This window comes from Streptomyces sp. NPDC002817 (assembly GCF_053592055.1).
The window spans coordinates 200,648-220,676 of sequence record NZ_JBSFUY010000003.1 but is presented as its reverse complement, the minus strand read 5'-3'; the positions used below and the strand labels follow the sequence as shown (position 1 = coordinate 220,676).

The following is a 20,029-nucleotide window of genomic DNA, read 5'->3' as shown; positions in this document are numbered from 1 at the left end:
AAAGGCCGTACACGGTAGGTCCCGTGTACGGCCTTTCGGCTGTCTGTGTACGGCGCTTCAGGCGTCCGTACGACGCTCAGCGGTCGACGATCCGGTCGAACTGCGTGGTGGTGTGCCGCAGATGGGCCACCAGCTCCTCACCGACCTTCGGCTCCGGGGCGTCGGAGGGGACGAACAGGATCGACACCTGCATGTGCGGCGGCTCGGCGAACCAGCGCTGCTTGCCGCCCCAGACGAACGGAGAAAGGTTCCGGTTGACCGTGGCCAGGCCGGCGCGGGCCACGCCCTTGGCGCGCGGCATGACGCCGTGCAGCGCCTTGGGAGCCTCCAGGCCCACCCCGTGGGACGTACCGCCCGCCACGACGACCAGGAAGCCGTCCGAGGCCGCCTTCTGCTGTCGGTAGCCGAACCGGTCGCCCTTGGCCACGCGCGTGACGTCCAGGACCGCCCCGCGGTACTCGGTGGCCTCGTGGTCCCCCAGCCACAGCCGCGTGCCGATGCGGGCGCGGAAGCGGGTCTGCGGGAACTGCTGCTGGAGCCGGGCGAGATCCTCGGCCTTGAGGTGGCTGACGAACATCGTGTGCAGCGGCAGGCGCGCCGCGCGCAGCCGGTCCATCCAGCCGATGACCTCCTCGACGGCGTCCGAGCCGTCTGTACGGTCCAGCGGCAGGTGGATGGCGAAGCCCTCGAGACGGACGTTCTCTATGGCGGAGTGCAGCTGCGGCAGTTCCTGCTCGCTGATGCCGTGACGCTTCATCGAGGACATCACCTCGATGACCACGCGGGCGCCCACGAGGCCGTAGACCCCGTCGATCGACGACACCGAACGGATGACCCGGTCCGGCAGCGGCACGGGCTCCTCGCCGCGCCGGTACGGCGTCAGCACCAGCAGGTCGCCGCCGAACCAGTCCTTGATGCGAGCGGCCTCGTACGTCGTGCCGACCGCGAGGACGTCCGAGCCCAGCCGCGTGGCCTCCTCCGCCAGCCGCTCGTGCCCGAAGCCGTATCCGTTGCCCTTGCAGACCGGGACGAGACCCGGGAACTGGTCCTGCACGTGCTTGTGGTGCGCACGCCAGCGCGCGGTGTCGACGTAGAGCGTGAGCGCCATGGCCGGACCCGGAACCTTTCTCGTGGCTGCGGTGTATCAGAGGTATGGAAGCGAACGAACGTGCCGAAGCTATCGAAGCAAACAGCTGGGGTTCAGCGCCGCGACATGTAGATGTCGAGCGCCTTGTGGAGCAGCTTGTTCAGCGGGAAGTCCCACTCGCCGAGGTACTCGGCGGCCTGGCCGCCCGTGCCGACCTTGAACTGGATCAGGCCGAAGAGGTGGTCGGTCTCGTCCAGCGAGTCGGAGATGCCACGCAGGTCGTAGACGGTCGCGCCGAGGGCGTAGGCGTCGCGCAGCATCCGCCACTGCATCGCGTTCGAGGGCCGGACCTCACGGCCGATGTTGTCGGAGGCTCCATAGGAGTACCAGACGTGTCCGCCGACGATCAGCATCGTCGCCGCCGACAGGTTCACGCCGTTGTGGCGGGCGAAGTACAGCCGCATGCGGTTGGGGTCCTCGGTGTTGAGGGCCGTCCACATGCGCTGGAAGTACGACAGCGGGCGGGGCCGGAAGTGGTCACGCACGGCCGTGATCTCGTAGAGCCGCTGCCATTCCTCGAGGTCCTGGTAACCGCCCTGGACGACCTCGACACCGGCCTTCTCGGCCTTCTTGATGTTGCGGCGCCACAGCTGGTTGAAGTTCTTGTGGACCTCTTCCAGGGACCGGTTCGCCAGCGGCACCTGGTACACGTAGCGGGGCTGGACGTCGCCGAAACCGGCGCCCCCGTCCTCGCCCTGCTGCCAGCCCATACGACGCAGCTTGTCGGCGACCTCGAAGGCGCGCGGTTCGATGAAGTCGGCCTCGATGTCGCGCAGCCGCTTCACGTCGGGGTTCTGGATGCCGGCCTTGATGGAGGTGGCCTCCCAGCGCCGGATGATCACCGGCGGGCCCATCTTCACCGAGAAGGCGCCCTGGTGCTTGAGGTGCGCGAGCATCGGTTCCAGCCAGTCGGCCAGATTCGGCGCGAACCAGTTGATGACCGGGCCCTCGGGCAGATAGGCGAGGTAGCGCTTGATCTTGGGGAGCTGCCGGTAGAGGACCATGCCCGCACCGACCAGCTCACCGGTCTTGTCGTCGAACCACCCGAGGCTCTCGGAGCGCCACTCCGCCTTGACATCTGCCCAGGCCGGAACCTGCATGTGGCTAGCCGACGGCAGGCTCTGGATGTATGCCAGATGCTGCTCGCGGCTGATCGTCCTCAGGGTCAGGCTCATTCGGGGCGCTCCTCGGGCTGGTGTGTCCCCATGGGTACAGGGGCTCCGGCTCTCGCGCCGAAGCCTACTGCGCCTGGCGAGCGCCCTGACTGGGCGTACGGCACCTGCGCCCCGGCCGGTGGGCCGCCGAGGCGTTCCGCGGTGCTTTGTGTGGTGTTAGGGGGACGGTGCCCTAGGCGTCAGCTGATGACTCCGCCGAAGAGGCCGCCGTGCGCCATGCCGAGGAAGAAGCCGATCGCCGAGGCGCCGAGACCGAGGATCAGTCCGAAGCGTTCACGGGTCGTCTCCGAGATCCACTGGCCGTACGCGCCGACGAGGATCCCCACCAGTCCGGTCCAGGAGCTGATGAGGTGCAGGCTGTGGAACATCGCCGTGATGAACGACGTGAGCCCCAGGACCAGGGTCACCGCGAGCAGGGTGTCCTGGAGGGGGTGGGCTTTGCCGTCCGTGGCGAACAGGCCTCCGACGGTGTTGGGTCGCAATGCTTGTGCCATAGGGCACCTCCTGCGAAAGGCGGCGCATCGTAGCGCCGTACACACCCGATGTGTACAGATTGTCGTTCCTGGCGGCCGGATTTCAACCGGAAGCCATGGTGCGGGTACTCTGTACCGTCTGCACTGGTGTCTGCCCATGTCACGACCGGGACTACCGCGAGGAAGCCCCGATTGTCAGTGGCGGCCGATACCTTTGCGTACGCATTACAACCCTCCTGCCACGGAACGACCGTGGCCGTTGAGTCCAAAGGAGGTGGGTTCCACATGCGTCACTACGAGGTGATGGTCATCCTCGACCCCGATCTGGAGGAGCGCGCTGTCGCCCCCCTGATCGAGAACTTCCTCTCCGTCGTCCGTGAGGGCAACGGAAAGGTCGAGAAGGTCGACACCTGGGGCCGTCGTCGGCTCTCGTACGAGATCAAGAAGAAGCCCGAGGGCATCTACTCGGTCATCGACCTGCAGGCCGAGCCTGCGGTCGTCAAGGAGCTCGACCGCCAGATGAACCTGAACGAGTCGGTCCTCCGGACCAAGGTCCTCCGCCCCGAGACCCACTGAGCCTCCCGCTCAGCTGATCTCGGGATTCGAGTAGCAGCAACCAAGCAGCCAGAGCAGCAAACCCGCCGAGAGGTTCCCCATGGCAGGCGAGACCGTCATCACGGTCGTCGGCAATCTTGTCGACGACCCCGAGCTGCGCTTCACCCCCTCCGGTGCGGCGGTCGCGAAGTTCCGTGTCGCGTCCACCCCCCGCACCTTCGACCGTCAGACCAATGAGTGGAAGGACGGCGAGAGCCTGTTCCTGACCTGCTCGGTCTGGCGTCAGGCGGCGGAGAACGTCGCGGAGTCGCTCCAGCGAGGCATGCGCGTCATCGTGCAGGGCCGGTTGAAGCAGCGGTCCTACGAGGACCGTGAGGGCGTCAAGCGCACGGTCTACGAGCTGGACGTCGAGGAAGTCGGCGCCAGCCTGCGCAGTGCCACGGCCAAGGTCACCAAGACTGCCGGCGGCGCCGGCCGCAGTGGCCAGGGTGGTTACAGCGGCGGTGGCGGCGGCGGCCAGGCCGGCGGCAGCTGGGGTGGAAACTCCGGCGGCGGCCAGCAGGGCGGCGGCGCTCCTGCCGAAGACCCGTGGGCGACCGGCGCTCCGGCCGGTGGCAACCAGGGCGGCGGCGGTGGCGGCGGCTGGGGTGGAAACTCCAGCGGCGGCCAGCAGGGCGGCGGCTACTCGGACGAGCCCCCCTTCTAGGCCTTCGGGCCGAGGGTGGGTCGTACCCACACTTCTTGATCACACAGGAGAAACACCATGGCGAAGCCGCCTGTGCGCAAGCCTAAGAAGAAGGTCTGCGCTTTTTGCAAGGACAAGGTCACGTACGTGGACTACAAGGACACGAACATGCTGCGGAAGTTCATTTCCGACCGTGGCAAGATCCGTGCCCGCCGCGTGACCGGCAACTGCACGCAGCACCAGCGTGACGTCGCCACGGCCGTCAAGAACAGCCGTGAGATGGCGCTGCTGCCCTACACCTCCACCGCGCGATAAGGGAAGGGTGACCGACCAATGAAGATCATCCTTACCCACGAGGTCTCCGGCCTCGGTGCCGCGGGCGACGTCGTCGACGTCAAGGACGGCTACGCTCGCAACTACCTGATCCCGCGGAAGTTCGCTATCCGCTGGACCAAGGGTGGCGAGAAGGACGTCGAGCAGATCCGTCGTGCTCGCAAGATCCACGAGATCCAGACCATCGAGCAGGCCAATCAGGTCAAGGGCCAGCTCGAGGCCGTCAAGGTTCGTCTGGCCGTTCGCTCCGGCGACGCCGGTCGTCTCTTCGGTTCCGTCACCCCTGCCGACATCGCCTCGGCGATCAAGGCTTCCGGTGGCCCCGAGGTCGACAAGCGCCGCATCGAGCTCGGTTCGCCGATCAAGACGCTGGGCGCCCACGAGACGTCCGTGCGTCTGCACCCCGAGGTGGCCGCCAAGGTCAACATCGAGGTCGTCGCTGCGTGACGCTGCGCTCGGTTTGAGCAGCTGAGAAGGGCCGCACCCATCGGGTGCGGCCCTTCTTGCGTGCGGGCGGACCGAGGTGTGTTTCACGTGAAACAGAGGGTTTCACGTGAAACAAGTCAGCGCGGCGCGCCCGATTCGGCGAGGGATTCGGTTCAGCGCGTGGCGCCGGTGACGATCCAGCGGCCCGAGCGGGTCCGCAGCCAGAGAGTCAGCATGCGCACCGCCATCATCAGCGTCATCGCTCCCCAGACCGCGGTGAGGCCTCCGCCGAACGCGGGTATGAGCAGGGCCACGGGCGTGAAGATCGCCAGAGTCAGGACCATGGCCCAGGCGAGGTAGGGTCCGTCGCCCGCCCCCATCAGGACGCCGTCCAGGACGAAGACGATGCCGCAGATGGGCTGGGCGAGGGCCACCACGAGAAGAGCGGGCAGTGCCACGTCCTTCACCACGGAGTCGCTCGTGAACAGCGGAAGGAATACCGGACGGGCCGCCACGACGGCGAGACCGAGTATCACGCCGACCGCGATACCCCACTGCACCATGCGGCGGCATGCCTCACGGGCGCCTTGGACGTCGCCGGCACCGAGATAGCGGCCGATGATGGCCTGTCCCGCGATGGCGATGGCATCCAGGGCGAAGGCAAGCAGGCTCCATAGCGACAGGATGATCTGGTGCGCCGCGATGTCGGCATCGCCGAGACGGGCTGCCACGGCCGTGGCGATCATCAGGATCGTGCGGAGCGAGAGGGTGCGGACGAGCAGTGGGACGCCGGCCTGCGCCGAAGCCCGGATACCAGCGGCGTCGGGGCGCAGTGAGGCACCGTGGGCGCGGGCTCCGCGGACGACGACCACGAGGTAGACGGCGGCCATACCGAACTGGGCGATGACGGTGCCCCAGGCGGAGCCGGCGATGCCGAGGTCGGCGCCGTAGACGAGGCCCACGTTGAGGACGGCGTTGGCGACGAAGCCGCCGATGGCGACGTACAGCGGTGTCTTCGTGTCCTGCAGTCCGCGCAGAACTCCGGTCGAGGCGAGGACGACGAGCATGGCCGGGATGCCGAGGGACGAGATCCGAAGATAAGTGGTCGCGTACGGGGCGGCGGTGTCCGAGGCGCCGAAGAGTTCCACCAGTGCCGGTGCGGTGGGCAGGACGACGGCGACGACCGCGCCGCCGAGCAGGAGTGCCAGCCAGATACCGTCCATGCCCTGGCGGATGGCGGCCGGGAGGTCGTCGGCGCCGACACGTCGGGCGACGGCCGCGGTGGTGGCGTAGGCGAGGAAGACGAAGATGCTGACGCCTGTCATGAGGAGGGCCGAGGCGACCCCCAGTCCCGCGAGTTGCGCGGTGCCGAGATGGCCCACGATCGCGCTGTCGGCCATGACGAAGAGCGGCTCGGCGACGAGTGCCCCGAAAGCCGGGACGGCCAGAGCGACGATCTCTCGGTCATGCTGTCGCCGTGTAGCGCGCGTGGTCGCCGGAGCATGTGTCATGAGCACCAATCTAATCGTCCACAGGTAAGAGATGCAATGCATCAATGACCCTTACTTGCCGTGTTGTCGCGCGCGCTTCCGCGTGTCGTTCGATGTGATCTTGGTCCGACTGGGGAAGTTTTTCTTCTGCACAGCCGGTGGATGGGAAGAGTGCAGGTCAGGGCTGGTCTCGAACGAGAAGCGCGAGCTTGTTCACAGGCCTGTCCACCGTGTCGTGCACAGGTTTTGCGGAGTTCTCCACAGCATCCGGGCCGTCGTCCACATGGCCTGTGGATAACCAGATTGGCTGACGGTGCCGTCGGGCCTACCGTGGTCCGGCGCCCGCTCCGTCTGTCGGCCTGGAAACCATCACAAAACCGACGCTGCCAGAACCGGAGTTGGGCCTCTTATTTGTCAGTGCCGTGCCGTAGAAAAAGAGAAGCACGGCGAGGTCCGCTCCGCGGACGGGAGGAGGTGGCTCGGTGAGCATTTCCGAGCCCTTGGACGATCCGTGGGCCGACAGCGGTCCCAGTGATCGCCTGCCTGCCTCGCGCCGCCGCGGCGAAGGTGGCCGGGGTCGCGACGAGCAGCACGACCGCGGCCGGGAGAGCGGCGAATGGGACGGCGGGGGCACGTCCTTCGAACGCGTCCCGCCGCAGGACCTCGACGCCGAGCAGTCCGTCCTCGGCGGCATGCTCCTGTCGAAGGACGCCATCGCCGACGTCGTCGAGGTCATCAAAGGACACGACTTCTACAAGCCGGCGCACGAGACGATCTTCCAGGCGATCCTCGACATCTACGCCAAGGGCGAGCCGGCCGACCCGATCACGATCGCGGCCGAGCTGACCAAGCGCGGTGAGATCAACAAGGTCGGCGGCGCATCGTACCTGCACACCCTTGTCCAGACGGTGCCGACGGCGGCCAACGCCGAGTACTACGCGGAGATCGTGCACGAGCGCGCGGTCCTGCGCCGTCTGGTCGAGGCCGGCACCCGCATCACCCAGATGGGATACGCGGCCGACGACGACGTCGACGAGATCGTCAACCGCGCCCAGGCCGAGATCTACGCGGTCACCGAGCAGCGCACCAGCGAGGACTATCTGCCGCTCGGCGACATCATGGAGGGCGCACTCGACGAGATCGAGGCGATCGGCTCCCGCACGGGAGAGATGACCGGTGTGCCGACAGGGTTCACGGACCTGGACTCGCTCACCAACGGGCTGCACCCGGGGCAGATGATCGTCATCGCGGCCCGTCCCGCCATGGGTAAGTCCACGCTGGCGCTGGACTTCGCGCGGGCGGCGTCGATCAAGAACAACCTGCCGAGCGTCATCTTCTCCCTGGAAATGGGGCGCAACGAGATCGCGATGCGTCTGCTGTCGGCCGAGGCGCGGGTGGCGCTGCACCACATGCGTTCCGGCACCATGACGGACGAGGACTGGACGCGGCTGGCCCGTCGGATGCCCGAGGTCTCGGCCGCGCCGCTCTACATCGACGACTCCCCGAACCTGTCGATGATGGAGATCCGCGCGAAGTGCCGTCGGCTGAAGCAGCGCAACGACATCAAGCTCGTGATCATCGACTATCTGCAGCTGATGCAGTCCGGCAAGCGCTCCGAGAGCCGTCAGCAGGAGGTCTCGGACATGTCTCGTAACCTCAAGCTCCTGGCCAAGGAGCTCGAGGTCCCGGTGATCGCGCTCTCACAGCTCAACCGTGGCCCCGAGCAGCGCACGGACAAGAAGCCGCAGGTGTCCGACCTGCGTGAGTCCGGCTCCATCGAGCAGGACGCCGACATGGTGATCCTGCTGCACCGCGAGGACGCCTACGAGAAGGAGTCGCCGCGCGCCGGCGAGGCGGACATCATCGTGGGCAAGCACCGTAACGGCCCGACGGCGACGATCACGGTCGCCTTCCAGGGTCACTACTCGCGCTTCGTGGACATGGCCCAGACCTGAGCCACCCGTGCAGGTTCTCAAATCCCGTGTCATTTTCTCAATGACGGTGTCACCTGACTGGCCGATCTGACACGGGAGTGAGAATCGCTGTTCACCGCCGTCACTCGAGCACACCGGTGACATCCATGCCAGTGAGCAGGTAGTTTGCGGGAGGACTGAGAGAAGAGTTCGCATGGACTCCCGGATCGCCCGCATCCGACGCAAGCTCGCCAAGGTGCCCTATGCCGCGCTGCGAAGCCACTCCTTCGGTGAAGAGAAGCACGGGTTCCGCCTCGAATCCCCGTTGCCGGACGCGAAGGTCGCCGAGTTCGAGGCCGACCACCACATCGAACTGCCCGGTCCTTACCGCAGCTTCCTGACCACACTGGGCGGAGGCGGAGCATCGCCTTTCTACGGACTGCTGCCGTTGCAGTCATGTCGGCTGTTCACGATGGATCCCCGAGGCGAGTCCGGTCGCCCTCGGGGGTTCGCGTTCGCCGGCGGCCCGCCTCACCGAAGTGACTTTTCCTGCACATCATCGAGGCAGGGTGCACCGACCTGGTGCTTCTCGGAATCACAGGTCCCTTGGCCGGTCGCGTCGTCACCGGAAACGCCGACGGCTTCTGGGGTCCCAGCGTCTCGTCGGCCACCGACTACCTGGCCTGGTACGAACGCTGGCTCGACCACATGCTCGACGGTCGCGACAACCGCGACCTGGAACTGACCTCACCCGCACTGCGAGCGCCTGTCGACCGGAACCTGAGACAGCATCGCGACCGCGAGGATCTGTCACGGCCCTGAGAATCCGGAGCTATGTCATCCGTTGGAGAACGGCTCCAAACGGCTGGTCACGTGGTCACTCGCATGCCATCGGAGTCGAGGACCTGCACCGTCTCGGGTCCAAAGCGTTCGACGTCGCGGTGTTCCGCGGGGTGGACTGTGCCCATGACGACATCTCAGGAAGAGCTGCTTCCCGGCACGCGCCGGGCGCTGCTGCACCGCATCGCCGTTGCCCAGGCCGAAGGACGTACGCCATCGCTGGTCGCGGCGGTCGTGCGGGGCGGCCGGGCCGTCTGGCACGGCTCCCGGACGTCGGTGGACGGGCACGGGCCGGACGAGAACGTGCAGTACCGCATCGGCTCGATCACCAAGACCTTCACCGCCGTTCTCGTGCTGCGACTGCGCGACGAGGGACTGCTCGACCTCGGCGATCCGCTGGACAAGCATCTGCCGGGCACCGGCGCGGGGGAGGCCACCATCGCCGAACTCCTCGCGCACACGGCCGGGTTGGCGGCCGAGTCGCCGGGGCCGTGGTGGGAGCGCAGCCCGGGCTCGCTGCGTCCCGAACTGACCGACGTGCTCGGCGAGCAGCCCTTCCTGCACCCGGGCGGCCGCCGCTTCCACTACTCGAACCCCGGCTACACCCTGCTGGGCGCGCTGGTCGAGGAGCTGCGCGGCGCCTCATGGGAGGACGTCCTCCGGCGCGAAGTGCTCGAACCCCTGGGTCTCGACAGCACGAGCGCCCAGCCCCGGGCACCGCACGCGGGTGGCTGGGCGGTGCATCCCTGGGCCGATGTGATGCTTCCGGAGCCCACCGAGGACCTGGGCCGGATGGCACCGGCAGGCCAACTCTGGTCCACCACAGGCGACCTGGCGAAGTTCGCGGCCTTCCTGGCGAAGGGCGACGACCGGGTGCTCGGTGCGGAGACGGTACGGGAGATGCGGACACCCGCCGCTCCGGCCGAGGCCGCGGATGTCGTGGACGGTGCGACGTACGGTCTGGGGATGCAGGTGCAGAGCCGGGGCGGCCGACTGCTCGTCGGGCACTCGGGGTCCTTGCCGGGATTCCTGGCCAACCTCACCATCAGCGTGGCGGACGACGTGGCCGCGGTGGTGCTGACCAACTGCACCTCCGGGCCACTGCTGGGTTCCGTGGGCGCCGACCTCGTACGGATCGTCGCGGAGGCCGAGCCGCGGATTCCCGAGCCGTGGCGGCCCCTGCCCGAAGTCGACGCGGCTGTGCTGGAGTTGGCGGGGCAGTGGTACTGGGGGACGCATGCGTTCGCCCTGCGACTGACGACCGAGGGCGGCGTCTCGCTGGACCCCCTGAGCGGCATCGGTCGCCGCTCACGTTTTCGCAGGAACGGTGAAGGCACGTGGACCGGCCTCGAGGGCTACTTCGCCGGAGAGCTTCTGAGAGCCGTACGGCGGCCTGACGGCGCTGTGAGCCATCTGGACCTCGGGTCGTTCGTGTTCACGCGTCAGCCGTACGACGAGGGCTCTCCTGTGCCGGGTGGGGTGGACCCGGAGGGGTGGCGCGGTATCGGCTGAGCGGTTGGGGCTTGTTTCACGTGAAACAAGCCCCAGGGGTCGGAACGGTGCCCGCCCGAGCGTCAGAGCGGCAGCTTGAAGCCCACGTGTGAGGCCTCGAAGCCCAGCCTCTCGTAGAAGCGATGTGCGTCGGTGCGGGTGGCGTCGGAGGTCAGCTGCACCAACTGGCAGTTCTGGCGCCGTGATTCATCGACCGCCCATTCGATGAGCCGCGTACCCAGTCCGCTGCCACGCTCGTCGGCGTGGATGCGGACGCCTTCGATGATCGACCGGGTGGAGCCGCGTCGGGAGAGTCCGGGAATGATCGTGAGCTGGAGCGTGCCGACGACGCGGTCCTCGCGGACGGCGACGACGAGGTGCTGGTTCGGGTCGGCGACGAGTCGCTCCAGGGCGGTCAGGTAGGGGGCGAGGTCGTCCGGTGACTCGCGCTGCGCGCCCAGCGGGTCGTCCGCGAGCATGGCGACGATCGCGGGGACATCGGCGGCGACGGCGGCGCGTATTTCAAGATCTCCCATGCCGGCCAGCCTATGCGGGCACGTTCAGCGACTCCACGACCCGGACCAGCGGGGCCAGTTCGGGGTTCCTGGCCGCTTCGTCGAGAGCCTCACGCAGGGCGGTGTCATTGGTCGGCCGTGCTTCGTCGAGGAGCTTGAGACCTGCCTCCGTGACGTTGGTGTAGATGCCGCGGCGGTCGGTGGGGCACAGGTAGCGGGTGAGCAGGAGGCGGTCCTCCAGGCGGGTGACCAGCCGGGTGGTGGCGCTCTGGCTCAGGACGACGGCGTCGGCTACCTGCTTCATCTGTAGATGGCCGCCGTCTCCGTCGTGCTGTCGGCTGAGGACGTCGAGCAGGGAGTACTCGCGCACGCTGAGGTCGTGCTTCGCCTGGAGGGCCCGCTCGATATGGGCCTCGATCCTCCCGTGCAGCAGGGAGAGGGCGCACCAGCCCTGTGCGAGGGCGGTGAGTGCGGGGTCCGTCGCTGTCATCGGCGCTTCCTTCGTCCCGGAACGACTGAAACCAGGATAGAGCAGGGCCGCAATAGTCGGCGCTTGCAAGTATCAGGCGCCTGCAAGTATTGTCTCCGACTGTAAAGCGCTCCTGCAATTACCTGGAAGGTGCAGACCCTCATGCCTCTCGCGCTCCTGGCTCTCGCGATCGGGGCCTTCGGAATCGGAACCACCGAGTTCGTGATCATGGGCTTGCTGCCCGAGGTCGCGAGTGACTTCGGGGTCTCCATCCCTACGGCCGGCTTCCTGGTGACGGGCTATGCGCTCGGCGTCATGTTCGGTGCTCCGCTGATGACGGTGCTCGGCACCAAGGTCTCCCGCAAGCGCATGCTGATGGTGCTGATGGGCCTCTTCATCGCCGGCAACCTGCTGTCCGCCCTGGCCCCCGCCTTCAGCGTCATGCTGATCGGCCGGGTGGTTGCCTCACTCGCCCACGGTGCCTTCTTCGGCATCGGCTCGGTCGTGGCGGCCGAACTGGTCGCCCCGGACAAGAAGGCCGGAGCCATCGCGATGATGTTCACCGGCCTCACCGTCGCCAACGTGGTGGGCGTCCCGCTGGGCACCCTCGTGGGGCAGACCGTCGGCTGGCGCGTCACCTTCGCCCTCGTCGCCGCGCTCGGCGTCCTGGGCCTGGCCGGTATCGCCAAGCTCGTCCCCGACATGCCCAGGCCGGAGGGCGTGCACCTGCGCCATGAACTGGCCGCCTTCAAGAACACCCAGGTCCTGCTCGCCATGGCGATGACGGTGCTCGGCTTCGGCGGCGTCTTCGCGGCCATCACCTACATCGCGCCGATGATGACCCACGTCGCCGGATTCGCCGACGGCTCCGTCACCTGGCTGCTCGTCCTCTTCGGCCTCGGCATGGTCGGCGGCAACCTCATCGGCGGCAAGTACGCGGACCGCGCCCTGATGCCCCTGCTGTACGTGTCTCTGGGCGCCCTGGCCGTCGTTCTCGGGCTCTTCACGCTCACCGCGCACCACAAGGTCCTCGCGGCCGTCACGATCGCGCTCATCGGCGCCCTGGGGTTCGCCACGGTCCCGCCGCTGCAGAAGCGCGTCCTCGACCAGGCGCACGGCGCCCCGACACTCGCCTCGGCGGTGAACATCGGTGCCTTCAACCTCGGCAACGCGCTCTCCGCCTGGCTTGGCGGCCTCGTCATCGGCGCCGGGCTCGGCTACACCGCTCCGAACTGGGTGGGTGCCGTCCTGGCCGCTGCCGCCCTGGGGCTCGCGCTTCTCTCGGCCGCCCTGGAGCGCCGGGCCGGCGCCCCCAGCGAGGTCGTGGCAGGGGCCGTACCGGCCGATCGGCGGGCGGCCGTCCACCACTGAACCGGACAGGGCCAGCCGATCCGCACGAGCCACCTTGAGCCGCACCGAACGATGCCGGGTCCCGACCAGGACCCGGCATCACCACTTCGGCTGCCCTCAGCAAGCCGTCACCACGCCGCCGTCCCTCACCCCGCGGCCACCGTCACCGGCGCGAACCGCCGGCTCCAGTCGCCGGGCAACTTCGAAATCCCGTAGTTCATGACCGAGTTGAAGGCAACGGACGCCAGCCCGCGCTCCTTCACCCACGTCAGCAGCTCCTCGTGCCGCACGTCGATGTCGGTACGCAGCTTGAGGTCCGTGTGGGCGGCCAGCGAAGCGATGAGCGCTTTCGCCGTCTCCGTGTCCCGGGCGATCAGCGGCCCCACGACATGGTTGTCCATGTTGGGCCACGCGCCCGCGTACCCGATGATCCGGCCGTTCTCCTCGGCGACCCGCAACTGGTCGGAGAAGGCGGGCAGCCGCGTCACGATATGCGTGCGATCGGTGCCGAAGACGTCCCCGTCGAGTCGGAGGACGGCGGTGAGGTCCTCGGCGGTCGCCGCGCGCGTGGCGACGGCGGGCTCGTACCCGGCGGCCGTGAAGTGGCCCCGCACCATCTCCGCCCGGCCAGTGACCTTGAAGCCGAGTTCCTCGTAGAGCGGGCGGCCGTTGGGCGTCGCATGCAGGGTCAGCGGGGTGGTGCCCATCGCCGCGATCACGTCACGCATCAGCCGGCGGCCGATGCCTCGGCGTGCATGCCGCTCGGCGACCAGCACCATGCCGATGGCCCCCAGATCGGGGCGGTCCTGCGGGCCGTACTCGGTGACGACGCAGGCGCTGACGAGGCCGCCGTCGGGGTCGTCGATGCCGTATCCCTTCCCGGAGGTGAGGAGGAAGCCCCACTTGTGCTCCTCGCGCGGCCACCCCCGGTCCTCGGACAAGTCGGCGCAGGCGGCGAGATCGCGCAGCGTCAGTCGGCGGATGGGCAGATCGGCGAGGGAAGGTGTCGACACGCAGGTCAGGCTGTCTGACGGGTGCCCTCGACGTCCACTTGTTTCCGCGGAGATGTACGAGGTTTTGGCCATGTCGTAGCCGACTGCACAGCGCCTAGACAGACGGCCCGTGTTTCACGTGAAACATGAGCGAACGACAGGCATCCGACGGCCTTGCGAAGCGCCGACGGTGTCCTCGCCCAAGCGCCGCGCTGTCCTCGCCAAAGCGCTTCAGGGATCCTCACCGAGGTGTCGTCATCCGACCCGGCTAGCCTCGGGAACCATGGCCAGACTTCATCTCTTCGACCTCGACGGCACATTGCTGTACGGCACTTCCTCGCCCGTGGAGATCTCTCGGCAACTGGGGCTCGAAGCCGAGACCGTGGCACTCGACCAGGCGATCTCGACGGGGCTGATAGAGCCGCCCGAGTACGCCGCGCGGGTGCGCGAACTGTGGGCAGAGCTCACCGAGGCCCATGTGACGGCCGCTTTCGAGGGCGCTCCGTGGCTGGCCCGAATCCGTGACGTCTGGGAGGAGATCCGGGAGAACGGCGACTACTGCGCCGTCGTATCACTCTCGCCGTCCTTCTTCGTCGAGCGGCTCACCATCTGGGGTGCCCACGCGGCGTACGGATCGCGCTTTCCCGCCGTGCCGTTCACCGAGCCCGTGGATCCGGCCGGGGTGCTCAGCGCCGCGGCCAAAGTCCTGATCGCCGACCGGCTGTGCGAGGAGTTCGGGGTGAGCCGGGCCGATTGCATCGCCTATGGGGACTCGGCCTCGGACAAGGACCTCTTCAGCACGGTGCCGGTCTCCGTCGCGGTCAATGCGGACAGGCATCTGTCCGGTCTCGCGACCCACGCCTACACGGGCAGAGATCTGTGGGATGCCTATGAATTGGTGCGCCGCGCCCGGTAATTGAAGGAATTGATGGTTCGCTCCTCGCCTCATTCGCGGGGCGGAAGGGGGGACTTGTGTGCGGAGCGCCGACCGGTAGGGTCGACTCCGGTTCTCGTCCGGCGTGAGGTGCGCAGACCCTGCACATGCCCTGCCCGGACCGTGAACAAGGCAAGGCAGCGTAGCGGGACGGAGAGATCGAAGACCGGCATTTTCGGTTATACGGCCGGGCGTCCCCACCCGGTGGGAGGCTGCGGTGAGAGCACTGCGGCCAATGTCACACTCTCGCCTTACTTGTCCGTATGGAGCGCGAATACGGTTTGAATGTGGCCGCATTGGCCATGGCCATGAACGGGGAAAGCAAGCCGTCTGCGGGGGAAAGCAGGCACATTCCGACCGAGGAAGTGCGCAGACCGACCGAAAGATGTTCGAGGCGAGGCACACCATGGACGCTCCGACCACCGCGTCGGCCGACAACGGCACTTCCGGCGGCGGGGGCGGCTGGTTCACGCCGCACACGCAGCCGGAGCCGGGCAGCGAGCAGGAGACGGCCGAGGGCAGCCGCCTGGCGGCGCTGCGCCCGGTCGGCAGGGCCACACAGGGCGCCGACACGGCGCCACCGCCACAGGATGCCCCGCTGCCGGCCCCAGCCCCGACACCTGCCCCAGCGCCACCGCCCGTTGCCCCGCCTGCCTCGACCGAGCGGGCGCACTCGACGGAGACCTCCACCTCGCACGCGATACCGAACCCCGGGCCGGCGGAACCCCCGCCCCCGGAGCAGCGTGTGCCCCCGCTGCGCACCAACCCGGCGCGGGCCCAGCAGGCTTCCCCGGACGCGATCCTCATCCGCCGGACCATGGCGGAGGTCGCGCCCGTGGCCGACAAGGTCACCTCGTACTTCTACGCGCTCCTCTTCGTCCGTCACCCCGACCTGCGCTCGCTCTTTCCCGCCGCGATGGACACCCAGCGGGACCGGCTGCTCAAGGCGCTGCTCACCGCGGCGGAGCACATCGACAACACTCCTGTCCTCGTCGACTACCTGCAGAACCTGGGCCGCGGCCACCGCAAGTACGGCACCCGGGCCGAGCACTACCCGGCCGTCGGCGAGTGCCTCATCGGCGCCTTGAGCAAGTACGCCGAGAACATCTGGGACCCGGAGCTGGAGGCGGCCTGGGTCCGGGCGTACACGACGATCTCGCAGGTGATGATCGACGCCGCGGCCAGGGACGAACTGCGCGCCCCGGCCTGGTGGTACGCCGAGGTCGTGTCGCACGACCTCAGGACGCCGGACGTCGCGGTCGTCACCGTCCGCCCGGACCAGCCCTATCCCTTTCTCGCAGGCCAGTACACGAGCCTGGAGACGCCGTGGTGGCCGCGGATCTGGCGGCACTACTCCTTCGCCTCGGCGCCCCGCTCCGACGGCCTGCTGTCGTTCCACGTGAAAGCTGTCCCGGCGGGCTGGGTCTCCAACGCCCTGGTGCACCGAGCCCGGCCCGGTGACATCCTCCGGCTCGGCCCGCCGGCCGGTTCGATGACCGTGGACCACACCACCGACAGCGGACTGCTCTGTCTGGGCGGCGGTACCGGCATAGCGCCCATCAAGGCACTGGTCGAGGACGTGGCCGAACACGGCGAGCGGCGGCCGGTCGAGGTGTTCTACGGCGCCCGCACCGACCACGACCTGTACGACATCGACACCATGCTCAGGCTCCAGCAGTCCCACCCGTGGCTCTCGGTCCGCGCGGTCATCGACCAACTGGCCCGTGTCCAACTCCCCGAGGCCATCCGCCAGTACGGCCCCTGGAACGAGTACGACGCCTTCGTCTCGGGCCCGCCCGGGATGATCCGCAGCGGTGTGGACGCCCTGAGGGACATCGGCATTCCGTCGAACCGCATACGTCACGACTCCGTGGAGGAGCTCGTCGTCATCGGGGACTGAACTCAGCCCAGGTCGGGGGCGTGCATGGCGCGGACGCCCTCGATGTTCCCGTCCAGGTAGTGCCGCAGGGACAGTGGGACGAGGTGGACGGAGGCGATCCCGACACGGGTGAACGGCACCCGCACGATCTCGTACTCACCGATGGGTTCGTCGATTTCGGGGCCGTGCCGCAGCGAGGTGTCCATGGACTCCAGACGGCAGACGAAGAAGTGCTGGACCTTGACCCCGGTCGCACCGCCGTCCTCACCGATGTGCTCGACGGTGTCGACGAAGCACGGCACCACGTCGGTGATCTTGGCGCCGAGCTCCTCGTACACCTCGCGGTGCAGGGCGTCGACGACGGTCGTGTCGGTCGGTTCGACTCCACCACCGGGTGTGAGCCAGTAGGGATCCATGCCGGGTTTGGTGCGCTTGATCAGGATCAGGTCATCGCCATGCAGGAGGACGGCACGTGCGGTGCGCTTGACCACGGGTCGGACGGTCATGGGTGAAATGTGGCCCCGTTGGTTCCACGTGAAACATCGCGGGCCGTCATCGATCGAGCTCACCCGGTGACCGGAGGGAAAGCGCAGGTCAGCACCAGTCCGTAGCCGCCTGCAGCAACCAGTCGTGAGCGCGCGCGACGTGCGGCATCGCCAGGGTGCCGGTACGGACCACCAGGAAGTACGTCCGCAGCGGCGGCACCGCCGGATGGTGCAGGGCGACGACGTCGCCGCGCTCCAGGGCTGACGCGCACAGATAGCTGGGCAGCACCGCGAGCCCGGCGCCCGCCGCCGCGCAGGCGAGCGCCGCGCGCAGGTCGGGGACGATGACGGTGCCGGGGGCCGCCGGACGGGAGTCGAAGACGGAAGCCCAGTAGCGCGAGACGAACGGCAGCGACTCGTGCACCTCGACCACCGGGAGGTCCTCCAGGGCGGGCGCCCCCTTGCGGCGCAGGGTGCCGGTACTGATCCGCTTCGCCCAGCGCGGAGAGGCGACCAGGACGTGCACTTCGTCGCAGAGCGCAGTCGCCGTGAGGAGTGAGCCGCGTGGACGGGCCGTGGTGATGGCCAGATCGTGATGCCCGGCGGCCAGTCCCTCCAGGGTTTCCTCGGCGTTCCCGAAGGAGGCCCGAAGCGCGAAGCCCTGGCCGTCCTCGCCGGTCAGCTCGGTGAGCGCGGGCAGGGCCCGTTCGGCGATGAACTCGGGAGGCCCGGCGAGGTGGAGGGTTCGTAAAGAGGACTCGTCGTCGAGGCCGGTCTCGGTGATCTCCACCAGGGCGTCCAGATGCGGCGCGGCCTTGTGGGCGAGCTCGTCGCCGATGGTCGTCGGGGTCACTCCGCGGGCCTGTCGCAGGAACAGAGGTCGGCCCAACTGCCGTTCCAGCGTACGGATCTGCGAGGTCACGGCCGGTTGGGAGAGGCCGAGCAGCGCGGCGGCGCGAGTGAAGGAGCCGGCCCGGTGCACGGTCACGAAGGTCCGCAACAAGGCCAGATCCATGCCGCGCCCTCCCCTTCAGTGCCTGCTCCTGGCCCCTTGGCCGCGCCCAACTATAAATATGTCGATAGGTCGCTGTCGCTACTGTGATTGGACACTGACACAGAGTCAACTAGCCTTGCTTGCGCGGTTCTTCGCGCGCAGAACCGAGGACGGTCCGAGCCACGAGGGGGGAGGCTCGGACCGTCCGTTGTGCGTAGCCGGACACCACGGACGGGCAGAAGAAGGTGTCAGCGCGCCGCCTCGTCCAGCGCACGCAGCACATCCGCCACCAGATCCTCCGGATCCTCGGCGCCGACCGAGAAGCGGACGAAGCCGTCCGGCACGGCGTCCCCGCCCCAGCGCCCACGCCGCTCGGCCGTGGAACGCACCCCGCCGAAGCTCGTCGCGTCGTCCACGAGCCGCAGCGCGTCGAGGAAACGCTCCGCACGCTCCCGCGAAGGCAGCGTGAAGGAGACCACGCATCCGTAGCGCCGCATCTGCTGCGAGGCGACCTTGTGCGAGGGATCGTCGGGCAGTCCCGGATACCGCAGCCCCGTGACGTCCGGCCGTCCCTTCAGGGCCTCGGCGAGCACGAGCGCGGTCGCGTTCTGCCGGTCGACCCGCAGTTGGAGCGTGGCGATCGAGCGGTGCGCGAGCCAGGCCTCCATGGGGCCCGGGATCGCTCCGACGATCTTGCGCCAGCGCCGTACGGCGGTCATCGCCTCGCCGTCGCGGCCGGTGACGTATCCCAGCAGGACGTCTCCGTGCCCCGTGAGCTGCTTGGTGCCGCTGGCCACGGAAAAGTCGGCGCCGAGCTCCAGAGGGCGCTGTCCGAGCGGCGTCGCGAGGGTGTTGTCGACGGCGACGAGGGCGCCACGCGTGTGTGCCGCCTCGACGAGCCGCCGGATGTCGCACACATCGAGCCCGGGGTTCGACGGCGTCTCGATCCACAGCATCTTCGCGCCGTCCAGTACCTCCAGCTGGGCGTCGCCGCCGGTCGGCGCGGTCCGCACCTCGATGCCGTACGCCTCGAGCTGTGCACGCACCAGGGGCAGCACCTGATAGCCGTCGTTCGGCAGGACGACCGTGTCCCCGGCGCGCAGCTGGGAGAAGAGCACCGAGGAGATGGCGGCCATGCCCGAGGCGAACACGAGCGTCTGGAGGCCGTCCTGCCCGGGCGCCTCCAGCTCGCCGATGGCGCGCTCCAGGAGGGTCCAGGTGGGGTTCTCGTCGCGGCCGTAGGTGTACGGGCCGCCCACCTCGCCCGGCAGATGGAAGTGGGCGGCGAAGGCCGGGCCCGGCAGGGTGGGTTCGTTCCTGACAGGCTCGGGCAGTCCCGCCCGTACTGCGCGCGTGCCCTCGCCGTTGCTCCCGGTCGACTCGCTCATGCCACTTGTCCTTCCACGTCCTCGCGTACCGCGGCGAGCAGACCCTCGCTCGCCGACTCCACCATCTCAAGGCACTCCTCGAAGCCGTCCATCCCCCCGTAATAGGGGTCCGGTACGTCGAGGTCGTCGCCCGCGGACGGGTCGTAGGAGCGCAGGAGCCGCACCTTCGCCGCGTCCTGCGGGGTGGGCGCGAGGCGGCGCAGGGCCTTGAGATGGCCGTGGTCGAGGGCGATGACGAGATCGAGGCGGGAGAACCACGACGGCTGGAACTGGCGGGCCGTGTGGGCGCCGTCGTAGCCGTGCGCCTCGAGGACCGACACGGTGCGCGGGTCGGCGCCGTCGCCCTCGTGCCAGCCGCCCGTGCCGGCGCTGTCGACCTCGACCCGGCCGTCGAGCCCGTCCTCCGCCACGTGGGCGCGGAAGACGGACTCGGCCATCGGCGAGCGGCAGATGTTGCCGGTGCAGACGAAGCAGACGCGGTACGTCACGAGGGGC

General features: G+C 68.5%; 21 protein-coding genes. 10 read left to right on the top strand and 11 right to left on the bottom strand.

All coding sequences use genetic code 11. From position 1 onward, the window contains the following. Nucleotides 1-76: 76 nt before the first annotated feature. The 3 genes from ACWD3I_RS07015 to ACWD3I_RS07005 form a co-directional block, all read right to left on the bottom strand. Nucleotides 77-1,108 (bottom strand): alanine racemase, encoded by a 1,032-nt coding sequence (locus tag ACWD3I_RS07015; protein ID WP_365393392.1) that lies wholly within the window; start codon nt 1,106-1,108, stop codon nt 77-79. Nucleotides 1,109-1,200: 92 nt separating this feature from the next. Then, nucleotides 1,201-2,322 (bottom strand): peptidoglycan bridge formation glycyltransferase FemX, encoded by a 1,122-nt coding sequence (gene femX, locus ACWD3I_RS07010; protein WP_266890118.1) that lies wholly within the window; start codon nt 2,320-2,322, stop codon nt 1,201-1,203. A gap of 179 nt (nt 2,323-2,501) precedes the next feature. Next, complete coding sequence (locus ACWD3I_RS07005) at nt 2,502-2,816, bottom strand: hypothetical protein (protein ID WP_351675307.1); 315 nt, start codon at nt 2,814-2,816, stop codon at nt 2,502-2,504. Nucleotides 2,817-3,080: 264 nt separating this feature from the next. Here ACWD3I_RS07005 and rpsF point away from each other — a divergent pair, with 264 nt between their 5' ends. From rpsF to rplI, 4 genes are all read left to right on the top strand, one after another. Next, entirely contained in the window at nt 3,081-3,371 is a 291-nt protein-coding gene (gene rpsF, locus ACWD3I_RS07000) for a 30S ribosomal protein S6 (protein WP_005482942.1), read from the top strand. 79 nt (nt 3,372-3,450) lie between these two features. Then, complete coding sequence (locus ACWD3I_RS06995) at nt 3,451-4,056, top strand: single-stranded DNA-binding protein (protein ID WP_365393387.1); 606 nt, start codon at nt 3,451-3,453, stop codon at nt 4,054-4,056. A gap of 57 nt (nt 4,057-4,113) precedes the next feature. Then, nucleotides 4,114-4,350, top strand: a complete 237-nt coding sequence (gene rpsR / locus ACWD3I_RS06990; protein ID WP_003949403.1) for a 30S ribosomal protein S18 — start codon at nt 4,114-4,116, stop codon at nt 4,348-4,350. 18 nt (nt 4,351-4,368) lie between these two features. After that, entirely contained in the window at nt 4,369-4,815 is a 447-nt protein-coding gene (rplI, locus tag ACWD3I_RS06985) for a 50S ribosomal protein L9 (protein ID WP_046256488.1), read from the top strand. 152 nt (nt 4,816-4,967) lie between these two features. Here the strand turns inward: rplI and ACWD3I_RS06980 are convergent, their stop codons facing one another. Then, nucleotides 4,968-6,305 carry an MATE family efflux transporter gene (locus tag ACWD3I_RS06980; RefSeq protein ID WP_365393381.1) on the bottom strand — a complete coding sequence of 446 codons (1,338 nt, stop codon included), beginning with the start codon at nt 6,303-6,305 and terminating at the stop codon, nt 4,968-4,970. 461 nt (nt 6,306-6,766) lie between these two features. Here ACWD3I_RS06980 and dnaB point away from each other — a divergent pair, with 461 nt between their 5' ends. The 3 genes from dnaB (at nt 6,767) to ACWD3I_RS06965 (ending at nt 10,549) form a co-directional block, all read left to right on the top strand. After that, nucleotides 6,767-8,239 (top strand): replicative DNA helicase, encoded by a 1,473-nt coding sequence (gene dnaB, locus ACWD3I_RS06975; RefSeq protein WP_171142166.1) that lies wholly within the window; start codon nt 6,767-6,769, stop codon nt 8,237-8,239. A gap of 564 nt (nt 8,240-8,803) precedes the next feature. Continuing rightward, nucleotides 8,804-9,019 (top strand): hypothetical protein, encoded by a 216-nt coding sequence (locus ACWD3I_RS06970; protein ID WP_365393376.1) that lies wholly within the window; start codon nt 8,804-8,806, stop codon nt 9,017-9,019. 144 nt (nt 9,020-9,163) lie between these two features. Then, nucleotides 9,164-10,549, top strand: a complete 1,386-nt coding sequence (locus tag ACWD3I_RS06965; RefSeq protein ID WP_365393373.1) for a serine hydrolase domain-containing protein — start codon at nt 9,164-9,166, stop codon at nt 10,547-10,549. A gap of 62 nt (nt 10,550-10,611) precedes the next feature. On the opposite strand, the gene ACWD3I_RS06960 is transcribed toward ACWD3I_RS06965, so the two are convergent. Both ACWD3I_RS06960 and ACWD3I_RS06955 read right to left on the bottom strand, forming a co-directional pair. After that, entirely contained in the window at nt 10,612-11,064 is a 453-nt protein-coding gene (locus tag ACWD3I_RS06960; protein ID WP_365393370.1) for a GNAT family N-acetyltransferase, read from the bottom strand. A gap of 10 nt (nt 11,065-11,074) precedes the next feature. Further along, nucleotides 11,075-11,533, bottom strand: coding sequence for a MarR family winged helix-turn-helix transcriptional regulator (locus ACWD3I_RS06955; protein WP_266890131.1), 459 nt, complete (start codon nt 11,531-11,533; stop codon nt 11,075-11,077). A 141-nt stretch (nt 11,534-11,674) separates the two neighbouring features. Here ACWD3I_RS06955 and ACWD3I_RS06950 point away from each other — a divergent pair, with 141 nt between their 5' ends. Next, complete coding sequence (locus tag ACWD3I_RS06950) at nt 11,675-12,883, top strand: MFS transporter (RefSeq protein WP_365393366.1); 1,209 nt, start codon at nt 11,675-11,677, stop codon at nt 12,881-12,883. 125 nt (nt 12,884-13,008) lie between these two features. On the opposite strand, the gene ACWD3I_RS06945 is transcribed toward ACWD3I_RS06950, so the two are convergent. After that, nucleotides 13,009-13,875 carry a GNAT family N-acetyltransferase gene (locus tag ACWD3I_RS06945; protein WP_365393363.1) on the bottom strand — a complete coding sequence of 289 codons (867 nt, stop codon included), beginning with the start codon at nt 13,873-13,875 and terminating at the stop codon, nt 13,009-13,011. A gap of 262 nt (nt 13,876-14,137) precedes the next feature. Between ACWD3I_RS06945 and ACWD3I_RS06940 the strand changes: the two genes are divergently transcribed. Together ACWD3I_RS06940 and ACWD3I_RS06935 are read left to right on the top strand one after the other, a co-directional pair. Next, entirely contained in the window at nt 14,138-14,770 is a 633-nt protein-coding gene (locus tag ACWD3I_RS06940; RefSeq protein WP_365393360.1) for an HAD family hydrolase, read from the top strand. Nucleotides 14,771-15,173: 403 nt separating this feature from the next. Then, a complete protein-coding gene (locus tag ACWD3I_RS06935) occupies nt 15,174-16,688 on the top strand; it encodes a globin domain-containing protein (protein ID WP_365393357.1) in 1,515 nt (504 codons plus the stop codon). A 2-nt stretch (nt 16,689-16,690) separates the two neighbouring features. Here ACWD3I_RS06935 and ACWD3I_RS06930 read toward each other — a convergent pair whose 3' ends face one another. The 4 genes from ACWD3I_RS06930 to ACWD3I_RS06915 all read right to left on the bottom strand — a co-directional run bounded on the left by ACWD3I_RS06930 (nt 16,691) and on the right by ACWD3I_RS06915 (nt 20,022). Further along, complete coding sequence (locus ACWD3I_RS06930) at nt 16,691-17,173, bottom strand: NUDIX domain-containing protein (protein ID WP_046256480.1); 483 nt, start codon at nt 17,171-17,173, stop codon at nt 16,691-16,693. 88 nt (nt 17,174-17,261) lie between these two features. Further along, nucleotides 17,262-18,167, bottom strand: coding sequence for a LysR family transcriptional regulator (locus tag ACWD3I_RS06925; protein ID WP_365393354.1), 906 nt, complete (start codon nt 18,165-18,167; stop codon nt 17,262-17,264). A gap of 227 nt (nt 18,168-18,394) precedes the next feature. Then, nucleotides 18,395-19,534: a cystathionine gamma-lyase gene (locus tag ACWD3I_RS06920; protein ID WP_365393351.1), complete on the bottom strand. Its 1,140-nt coding sequence runs from the start codon at nt 19,532-19,534 to the stop codon at nt 18,395-18,397. Further along, nucleotides 19,531-20,022: a low molecular weight protein-tyrosine-phosphatase gene (locus ACWD3I_RS06915; RefSeq protein ID WP_365393348.1), complete on the bottom strand. Its 492-nt coding sequence runs from the start codon at nt 20,020-20,022 to the stop codon at nt 19,531-19,533. The genes ACWD3I_RS06920 and ACWD3I_RS06915 overlap by 4 nt, the downstream gene beginning before the upstream one ends. Between the last annotated feature and the right edge of the window lie 7 nt (nt 20,023-20,029).